Raw genomic sequence first — 9,813 nt, 5'->3', positions numbered from 1 at the left:
AGCGACTTCCTCGATCTCGTCGAAGAGGCGCATCTCACCTTCGTGGGCAAGTCCGACGGTGAAATTGCCTTCGGTGCGCTGAAGGGCTTTCTCGACGTCCGCTACGCCACGCGAGACGGTTCGGCCTGCGCGGAGTTCTCATCGGAAGGGCACGACGAGAATGACCCCACCTGCGGCCGCGGATGGGCTATGATTGGCACCGCGGGCAGGCTCGTCGGCCACTTCTATATACACAATGGTGACGATTCAGCCTTCGTTTGCGAACGCGGCTGACTTCTTCAACAGCCTGCTAGGGGGCCCGAGGCGAACATTTCGGCGTTGTTGCAGCTGATCTGCAAGAGTCGCCGGAAATCGAACGTGACGTTGCCGTAGGCGTACGAACGGGGCGTAATGATCCCGCTCCATCGCGCGCTGCTGCAAAGTTTTTTTGGCGATTTTACCGCCGCCTAGCTAGTCTTACTGCGTCATGAATTTCGATGGCTACTTTGACTTGAGATTGTCCTGATGCAACAAGGGCATCTAGATAGTGTAGACACGAGCGCAGCGTTCAGTCTTCGCCGAACGGTCGCAATTCGAGTTTGGAACGTGTCGTTCAGGCCGCAATGGCGGATCCCCTCGGCCGATAAGTTTCGGGAATTGCAGCTTGCGTGAATAGCTTGGTGGAGGCTGTCTCTGAGGGGGAATCGTCTCTCGCTCGGAGACCAGAAATCCGTAGGCGGCAATGCACAGTGTTGCATGATGGTGGAAGCCACGCCAGCTTCGTCCCTCGAAGTGGCCAAGGCCGACCTCCTGTTTGAGGTCGTGGTAGTCGCGCTCAATGCGCCAGCGCAGCTTGGCGCTATCGACCAGCTGACGGAAGCCAACGTTCGCCGGAAGCGTTGAAAACCAATATTTAGTCGGAGCTTCCTCGCCCTCTGGCCACTCGATCAACAGCCATTCCTCCGGCCGGCTTTCGGCAAGCCAGTAATCTCGGTGTGCCGGACGGACGCGCACACGGGCAAAACGCGAAGACAACCGTTCTGCCGTACCCTCACGCCACGTGATCTTGTGCCAAGCATGCGCTGGCAGACCGATCGCAAGCTTCTTGGCCGAAATCGGTCGGTGTTTGCTATCACGCCGTAGCAGTTTTGGAGGTCGTCCGTTCCCCGACACTTCTTCGGCGGACGCGGTCCAGTTCCGAATGCCCAAACTGAGGTTTGTGGCAAGATGCCGGCCACATAATTCAGGCCCAGTTCGGTAATACTCCCACGCAGAGCGGTGTCGGTGCCATAGCCGGCCTCCATCAGTACCACGCCGCGCGGCAAGCCAACCGCACAGGCCCAACGCAAATGTTCAAGTGTAATCGCCGGCTTGGTCTTGAAGGTGATTGCCTTGGGGACTCCGGCTTTGCGCCGACGTGCACGGTCCGTCACCCGCTCCTTTGGGAGATAGAGCCGTAGGCCACCGGCAAGCTCGCATGATGGTTCGCAAGCGAAAGAGATACGGCCACCTGACAATTGTCTTGCTTGCGCAAACTGACTGCAACCCCGACCGATTGTCGCCCCTTCTTAGGAAAGCCCGTATCATCGATGATCCAAGCTTCGATCTCTCCGTGGCGTTCGATGCCCGGCAGCACTAACTCACGAACTCACGGACCTTAGCCAACACTTGCTGATCCGACCAGTCACCTTGACCGACAAAATGCAACAACGCCTGATGCTGCGCTGCTGTCCGCTCAGGAGCCGTCATCGCCGCCATCGGCTCGACACTCTTTGCGATCGCACGGCATCATCAGCCCAGTGCAGTAATCGCCAAGCGGCTTGGCCCGTCCCACATGTCCGATCACGCTGGCAAGAGCCTCAATATATGCCGAAAACCGCGACGCTACGTCTCCCGATTTTGTCAGACCATCTCAGCCTCCCCATGCTGAAAAGTGAGTCTTTTCAAATATATGATTCCTGTCGACAAAGACTGACTCAGTAAGACTAGTATGATTTCTTCGTCTGTAATCGGCTGATTCCGTTGAAAAAGGCCGGCAGTATTTCGTTACAATAGGTCCGTCGCGACATGGCCGAACTGCTCTACCGGCCCTATGCGAGTCTCGGGGTGGGCATCGGGATCAGCTTGGCCATCTTTCGAAGGTTCTGGGCGGTGGCTGCGAGGATGAACTCGTCGCGCGCGCCGTTTGGACCTCGTAGACGCAAACGGTCGAGCTTGAGAATGCGCTTGAGGTGCGCGAACAACATCTCGATTTTCTTGCGGAGCCGGCGCGAGGTGCCTCCCTCCCTCCCACGATCTCGCGATCTGGCGCGCCATGTCGCGAGCGCCCTCGTAGATCGAGCGCGGCACTCTCCGTGAAGCCTGCTTGGGGCAACACCTAGCCTTCAATGCGCATCGATCACAATCCCGCTTGCTGGCGAGGTAAAGCATGGTGGCACCATCATTTACCAACGTTCCGGTCGTGGTAAGAACTTTGCCACCAGGGCAACGATAGATGTCCCCAGCATGGTCATAGGTGAAGTCGTCGCGCGAGAAGATCCCGTCTGTGCGGGCCGACTTGTCGAAGACTGTAACGTGCGGCTCGATGCCGTGCTCATAGACCAGCCAGGCGAGCATCTCGGCCGAGCCATAGCCGCTGTCACCGAGCAGCCGGCTCGGATAGAGATCAAACCGCTCCAGCGAGCGCTCAATCATGCGTTTAGCGGCTAATACCTCCGCCTGCCGGATTGCCGTCGTTGCTTCAACGTCGACGATGATCGCGTTCTCGATGTCGACCAGATAGTTCGTCGAATAGGCGAAAAACGCTTGGCCGCCGTGCGCCCCCGTCCAGCGCGCCGCCGGATCGGAAGGCGATACGAACTTCGGGGTAACCTCGGTCGCGGCTCCGAAAGCGGCATCATCAAGGACAGCCAGATACTCATCGATTGCTCGGCCCGCAGCCTCCGGCGGAAGTCCCTTATCGCCTTCGATCCCCTTCTGCCGATTGGCATCGGCCTTGATTAGGCTCGCATCGACGGCAAATCCTTCACCGCCGACCAGTCGCTTCTCGATGCAGCGGCGCAGCACGCTCTCGAACACGCGACGGAAGAGGTCGGTCTGCCGGAAGCGGCCATGCCTGTTCTTAGAGAATGTCGAATGATCCGGCACCGCCCCATCCAGACCGAGCCGGCAAAACCACCGGTAGGCCAAATTGAGGTGAACCTCATCGCACAGGCGCCGCTGCGATCGGATGCCGAAGCAGTAACCGATCAAGAGCATCCGGATCATCAGCTCGGGATCGATCGAAGGCCGACCGATGCTGCTGTAGAAAGGCGCCAGGTCCCGCCGGACCTGTTCAAGATCGACAAACCTGTCGATTAACCGCAGCAAGTGATCAGTCGGGATATGTCTTTCGAGCGAGAACTCATAGAACAACGCGGCCTGTTCAACTTGCCGATGCCCCATCATGATCTTCAGTCCTGCCAACTAGACAGACTGAATGACTGATATCTCTGCGCCGCAACAGCCGCCTTTTTCAACAGAATCGGCTAGTATCCGATGAATTGCTCAAGCTCGAAGGCGAACTCATCAATTATCGGTTTGATCTTTCGGCTCGTATTCGAGTACGCTATACGCGCCGGCTTCGCATGCATGGTAAGAGCGCCTGACGTTTAGCAAAGATTGCCTGCCTTTCGACAGGAGTCTCACGTTCACAGATCTACCCGTTCGTATGGCTGGGACGAAGGGAAGACGATGAAGGCCTCGTTTTCGGAGTCCCAGAAGGCGTTCATTTTGAAGCAGGGGGAGGAGGGGATACTGGTTGCGGATATCTGCCGCAAGGCCGGGATAAGCCCGGCGGAGCTACTTCAATCGGAAGAAGAACCACGACGGCCTGTTGCCGACCGAGATGCATCGGCTGAAGGAGCTTGAGGACGAGAATGCAATGCTGGAGAAGGTGGTCGCCGATCTCAGCATGGACAATGCCCCAGGGCCATCCGTCGAAAGCTCTGAGGCCTACCCGGAGGCGCAAGCTGGTCCATGAGATGCGCAGCGAGTGAGCGTTTCGATCCGCCCGGCCTGCCAGATCGTCGAATTCGATACCTCAAGCTATCACTACAAGTCTCGTCACCGGTCAGCTGCACTTGAGTAACGGAGCAAGGAGATCTGCCGGACGGCCACGGCTACCCACGCATTCATGTCACGCTTCGACGCCAGGGCTGGCATCATGGACAGAACAAGACGCGGCGCATATACCGTTAGTTGGGCCTGCAATTACGCAACAAAACACCGAAACGGCGGGTCAAGGCCAAGCTGCGGGACGTCGGCCGGCCGCGCGATCGAACGACACTTGGGCGTTGGATTTGTTCAAGATTAGTTGGCGACCGGTCGCAAGCTCCGGGTGCTCACGATCGTTGATATCTTCGCCCGCCGGTGTTGGAGCCGCGGTTACCTTCCACGGCGCTGACGTCGTGGCGGTACTGGAATGATTCTGCAGGGAGTGGGGTTCCCGGCGACGATCCGCATCGATCAACGCGCCGACTTCGCGATCTTGGCGACCGCAACCTCACGATGGCGCATCCAGCCCGCCAGCGTGAGAAATCCGGAAAATCTAATCTCCGGTAGTCCAAAGTTCGGCCTCAGTGCAAGGGGCGCAGCAGATACAGTTCTGGATGGCCCAAACTTCGGTCTCGCTGCAAGAAGCTACAGAGTCTACTAGTTTTAGGAGGAGATTGCGGGGCTCAGGTCAGTTAAAAGCTCGCTTGAGGCTGATATCCGTTGGAATGGGCGTCATCAACGAGGCTACAGGAACGGGCCAGTGCCAGGGGATAACAACTTTGCCAACGGACGAACGTTGCCAGGCTTGTTGAATCAGTCATTGCTGGCACTATTCGCCGTAACAACAGTAATCGTTTTACCTCGGCTGCTATACTCCTGTAGTTTCGCTCTCAATCTCGCCGACGAACGTTTCTACCTTCCTGGTTTTGCTTCCCGCATCAAATACGTTCGTGTGAGCGAGCCCGATCTCGCTCCGAATCCGACTTTAGCGCAACAAACCGCCGAAGCTCGGTCAGCAATGGCTAACGCCAGATACGGCGGCTGGTATTCGATTGAGATGAAACCGCCGGCCGATCTCGGGCTAAAGACTCTGGAATCATCCACTTCCCGCCTTGCGGCCAAGCTCGCCGAGAGCAAGGACAATCTGATATGACGCGTGAGCTCGGTCGGGAGGACGTTTTCATCTCGGTCTGCTTTGCAGATTTCCCCGCAGACAATGGCTACTTAAGCGAACTCGCCAAGTTATCGAGGCGGCTGACTGCGCAGTATCGTTACTACGAAATTTTGATCGTCGTCGTTGCAGACGCACCACTAGACTATCAGTCGCTGATTAACCAAACGAACAATGTCCGCCTGTTGACGACGCGATCTGGAACACCTTTGTATCGCCGTCGCTTGGCTGCAGCATCAGAGGCGATAGGTGATATCGTCGTGCTTGCCTCGATCGACGAGCAACCGGCGCTCGATCTTATCGAAATGATCGAACTGACCTCCCAAAAGAACAGCATTGTGATAGGCCGGCGCAGCAAAAGTAGCGTAATGAATCCCGCGTTACGTGCGCTCGGACGCGCCGCTGGATTTCGGGTGGACATGTGTTACATGCTGACGGCCTCGTACCCGCGCGCGCTGCTCAGCAAGCTTCTTGTCCATCCAGATCGACAGGTAGCGCTACGGTTTCCGCCGGCGGACCGCGGAATTCCTGTGGTCTGGCTATCTGACCGTGAGAGCCGCAGTAGGACTCGATCTGTCCGAGAGTTCGGCCGTAGATTGAGTGTTGTCCAAAAGCTTCTGGTGAGTTCGGCTCCGCGCGTGCTGACTCTGGTCTCTCTTTTGTCGCTAGCGGTCACGTGTGCTTCCGTTGCATTTGCGATCTACGCAGTTATCGTCTGGTCAACCTTGGTGTCGATCCAACCCGGCTGGTTCACCACTACGCTGGCGATAAGCCTAACGACAGCGTTTCTCGGAAAAGCGATTTTCGGTCTAACGGTCGGCCTGCAGAAGATTATCGAAGCGCTCTCGAACGACGTGGTAGATGACATCATCGAGGAACGAAGTACCATCAACATGTTCGATCAGGCTATGAAAGACTTGAACGTCGAGATCACAGCCGTTAATGCGACCGTCGCGAATCAGCGCTGATAGCATGAATCTGACGCCGGCAATCGATTATCTAGTCATTGGGGCCGGATTCTACGGCTGCAGTCTCGCGCTTTTCCTGCGCTCGGTGTCCAACCGAATAGTTGTCGTCGAGGCGGGCAGCCAACCCATGAATCGTGCCTCGCGGGTCAATCAGGCGCGTGTTCACACTGGATTTCACTACCCACGTAACGTGATGACGGCGATCAAATCCATGGTTCTGCATCGCCGATTCGCTAGCGACTTCCCTCAAGCGATTGACGACAATTTCCAGATGCTTTACGCGATCGCGCGACGGCGGTCCAAGATCTCGGCTAAGCGCTTCTATCGAATGTTCTCCGACATGGGCGCGCCGATCGCGCCGGCGGACCCTTCGCAGGCGGCCTTGTTTAATCCGTCGGCTATAGAAGCAGTCTTCGCATGCACAGAACGCGCGTTCGACTATTCCGTCTTGCGCGATCACATGATGCGCCAGTTCGATGCGCTCGACGTCGATCTGCTGCTAAACACTGAGGTGCGGCAGCTGGAAGAGCGAGATGACGATGTCATCGCCTGGCTTTCGAGCGGATCGGAGATTCGCGCTCGCTTCGTCTTCAACGTAACCTATTCTCAGATCAACAGCGTGCTTCGTTCCGGCGCGCTACCGGAAGCGAGCCTAAAGCATGAGTTGGCGGAAATTGCTCTGATCCGGCCGCCCCGTCAGTTAGAGGGATACGGCATTACCGTCATGGACGGCCCGTTTTTTTCGGTGATGCCCTACCCACCGGAAAAGCTGTATTCGCTTACACATGTGCGATACACGCCGCACACCACCTGGACCGACAGCATTACGAACCACTCATCTTACCGCATCTTTGAAAGCTTGCAGCCGGAAACTTATCATCGCAACATGATCCTTGACGGGCAACGCTATTTGCCTTGCCTGACAAAGGCCAAGTGGATCAGATCGATCTACGATGTGAAAACTGTGCTTGTGAAGAACGAGAGCGACGACGGTAGACCAGTCCTGTTTCATAGGCAGCCCCAAGGCTCGCGCATAATTTCGATCATGGGCGGTAAGATCGATAACATTTACGATCTGTTCGATCTCGTGCGACTGAGTCATCCGGAATGGGCCGATGCCCATTCCGGACACGTCCATGCCGGCCCACTCATCGCTGGAGTGGCCGTGTGAATCGTGCGGCGCTAGCCTGGGATCTGCCGCGTTTCGGAATTGTCACCGCCTTCAATCTATCAGCGGATAAGAAGCTACAAGCGGACTTCCCAACTTTTCAACTATGCGCTCTGCAACCCGTGGCCAAAGTCTTGAAAGACTTATGGCCTGCTCGGTGGCATCAACTGTTGCCTCCGGCTTACCCGACGCCGAATGTCTCTGCTCCTTGGGCGAATAGTAGAGGCTACTGCCGTCGTTGCATCGCATATAGAGAACTCGCAACGCACGAAGCGACGCCATCCTCCGGAGTGCACCGGCGCACGCGATCACCCATTCCGAGAGTCTCATTGGCGCATATTTGGCGCGATGGTCGCCATTTGAAAAGAGGTCGCCGGAACTTTGCCATAATGAGCAGTTCTACAGGTCCCGAAAACAGAATCGTAATGACGCCAGATCGTCGCACACGGGTGGTCCCACGGAAAGACCTCAGCTGGCTTCGCTTACCCAGACACCTTACAACTATGAAACGGAAGCAGTCCGCTTTCTAAGCCAATTCTTGACTGTAATTCGCTGGCTTGGGTTAGCATTTGCAAACGTTAAACGATCCGCGCGTCCAATCGTTGCACCAAGCTACTCATGAAGACAGCACAACAGATCAGGCAATTTATCAAGCACGGGAACGGTAGACCGCCCAAAGGCTGGCCTCTACATGCCGCCATGATTTGGGGATCGCAGTTCCGGTATTCTGCGGATGCAATGCTGCTCGTATTCGCCTCAGATTATTACGACTCCGACGACTACATTCGGTCGTGCCCCCAGTGATGGTGTAGCTCGGTAGAGCAAAGCCGTCCGCACGCGCGCCCTCAATAGTCGTCCGTTCTTTAATCGCGAGCACGGTATCAACCCCGATAGACAAAAATGATCCGCTGCCGGGTTCATGGTTCTTTCCGCGGTCGTCTCTATGCAGGAGCGCCGCATGGTGGCGTTCAAGAGGCGCGGCATCTCGATGTGAAGAGCGCGGTGCGCGCAACGCCCGCGGGGACGACTTCGAGATTGCCAACGCCTTCGTCCCGGCAGGGACGCATGTTCCGCCGAGGGCGGATCTGGAGTTGTTTAAGACTGGTTCATGCGGTGCGCATCTCTGCCTGGAACTCGGTGCCATCGGTCCAGATGGCATGGAGCATTACAGCCATTTTGCGCGCGACGGCAACCTTCGCCTTTTTGGCGCCGATGCGTTTGGCCAGCTTGCTGCCCCAGCGCTTGAGCGCAGAACCTCGTCCGACAACGGTTAGCAGGACGTTCGCGGCTTCGAACAAATAAGTTCGAACCTGATGGTCGCCGCGTTTGGAGATGCGGCCCGTGCGATCGATCTCACCGGATTGATGACGTTTTGGTGTTAGGCCGAGATAGGCGCCAACGTCGGCGGAATGTCTAAAGCGAGTGGGATTATCGATGGTAACGACGAAGGACAGGGCAGTCAGGGGACCGATACCAGGAACGGTCATCATTCGCCGAACAGTCTGGTCGCCCTTTGCCACTGCCAGGAGTTGTCGATCATATTTTTCGATTTGCTCGGTCAAACAGGACTGGGCAAGGAGCAGCGGCGCGAAAATATCTTGCAAATCCGGTGCTTGAGCGAGCACGGCGTCGACTTTGCGAGCCAGGTTGCCGGCCTTGCCGAGCACTATTCCGAGCCCCTTACACAGACCGCGCATCTGGTTGTCGAGGTCTCGCCGCAGATTCACCAACTTGGTTCGAGCCGCCAACATCGAACGGGTTTTCCAGCTCTCCGCCCCCTTCACGGCAGCTTCCCGGTACCATCCCATGCGCGCCATTTCGGCCAATCCCTTGGCATCGTTCTGGTCCGATTTGTTGATGCGCATCGATAACGCTGCGTTGGCATGACGCGCATCAAGGCAGATGACGGGAAAGCCCAGCGTCCTAAGCTGGTGCCAAAGCCAATTGGATAGCGAGCCCGTTTCAAAAACGATCCGCTCAGCATTGCCGGCATGCCGCCGCAAGAGTTTAGCGATGGCCTCCGGGTCGGTAGGGGCGCTACCTTCGAATGTCACGCCGCCGTTCTCGTCCAAGACGCAAATGCTGGTCTCTTCCATAGAGATGTCCAAACCAACGTACTGCTTCATAGAGCTGCTCCTTTTCGCTATTCCGCGGAGGCAGATCCTATCCAACATCGTGCCTTCGAGAAGCCGTCTGATCTTCCCCCGAAAAAATGGACAGGGTTAAGCTGCTTTTAGCTCCATCTCGATCGGGCTGATATAGCCGATGGCGGAGTGACGACGCTTTCGATTGTAGAAGCCCTCGATGTAAGCAAAGATATCACGTCTGGCTTCCTCACGTGTTTCATAATGCTGCTGATGGACGAGTTCTGTTTTGAGCGTGTGGAAGAAACTCTCCATCGGCGCGTTATCGTAACGATCGGCCTTGCGGCTCATCGAGGCTCGAAAACCGGCGGACTGCATCATCTTCCGATAGTCCGTCGAAGCATATTG

The 9,813-nt window shown here is 56.6% G+C and carries 7 protein-coding genes and 3 pseudogenes; 6 read left to right on the top strand and 4 right to left on the bottom strand.

Annotated features, from left to right (window positions below):
- Nucleotides 1-273: hypothetical protein (locus HCN50_RS32880; RefSeq protein WP_210265193.1), on the top strand; the 273-nt coding region annotated here is incomplete at its 5' end.
- Nucleotides 274-592: 319 nt separating this feature from the next.
- Here HCN50_RS32880 and HCN50_RS32875 read toward each other — a convergent pair.
- Both HCN50_RS32875 and HCN50_RS32870 read right to left on the bottom strand, forming a co-directional pair.
- Nucleotides 593-1,885, bottom strand: a pseudogene (locus HCN50_RS32875) (IS701 family transposase).
- Nucleotides 1,886-2,069: 184 nt separating this feature from the next.
- Nucleotides 2,070-3,426: pseudogene (locus tag HCN50_RS32870) on the bottom strand (transposase).
- Nucleotides 3,427-3,711: 285 nt separating this feature from the next.
- On the opposite strand from HCN50_RS32870, the pseudogene HCN50_RS34095 reads away from it, so the two are divergent.
- The 5 genes and pseudogenes from HCN50_RS34095 to HCN50_RS34940 all read left to right on the top strand — a co-directional run.
- A pseudogene (locus tag HCN50_RS34095) lies at nt 3,712-4,501 on the top strand (transposase); the annotation flags it as partial.
- Nucleotides 4,502-4,774: 273 nt separating this feature from the next.
- Nucleotides 4,775-5,167, top strand: coding sequence for a hypothetical protein (locus HCN50_RS32855; RefSeq protein ID WP_171713997.1), 393 nt, complete (start codon nt 4,775-4,777; stop codon nt 5,165-5,167).
- The gene (locus tag HCN50_RS32850) at nt 5,164-6,153 is read left to right on the top strand and encodes a hypothetical protein (RefSeq protein WP_171713996.1); all 990 of its coding nucleotides are present in this window, start codon (nt 5,164-5,166) and stop codon (nt 6,151-6,153) included. The genes HCN50_RS32855 and HCN50_RS32850 overlap by 4 nt, the downstream gene beginning before the upstream one ends.
- 4 nt (nt 6,154-6,157) lie before the next feature.
- Nucleotides 6,158-7,324 (top strand): FAD-dependent oxidoreductase, encoded by a 1,167-nt coding sequence (locus HCN50_RS32845; protein ID WP_171713995.1) that lies wholly within the window; start codon nt 6,158-6,160, stop codon nt 7,322-7,324.
- Between the two features lie 615 nt (nt 7,325-7,939).
- Nucleotides 7,940-8,125 carry a WxcM-like domain-containing protein gene (locus HCN50_RS34940; protein WP_171713994.1) on the top strand — a complete coding sequence of 62 codons (186 nt, stop codon included), beginning with the start codon at nt 7,940-7,942 and terminating at the stop codon, nt 8,123-8,125.
- 302 nt (nt 8,126-8,427) lie between these two features.
- Here HCN50_RS34940 and HCN50_RS32835 read toward each other — a convergent pair whose 3' ends face one another.
- Entirely contained in the window at nt 8,428-9,447 is a 1,020-nt protein-coding gene (locus tag HCN50_RS32835) for an IS110 family RNA-guided transposase (protein ID WP_171713993.1), read from the bottom strand.
- A gap of 96 nt (nt 9,448-9,543) precedes the next feature.
- Nucleotides 9,544-9,813 (bottom strand): IS3 family transposase (locus tag HCN50_RS32830; protein WP_210265194.1); only part of this gene is annotated, 270 nt, incomplete at its 5' end.

The sequence above is a fragment of the Bradyrhizobium archetypum genome (genome assembly GCF_013114835.1).
Taxonomy (GTDB): Bacteria; Pseudomonadota; Alphaproteobacteria; order Rhizobiales; family Xanthobacteraceae; genus Bradyrhizobium; species Bradyrhizobium archetypum.
The sequence above is the reverse complement of the archived record's forward strand: the minus strand, read 5'-3'. Positions and strand labels throughout refer to the sequence as shown.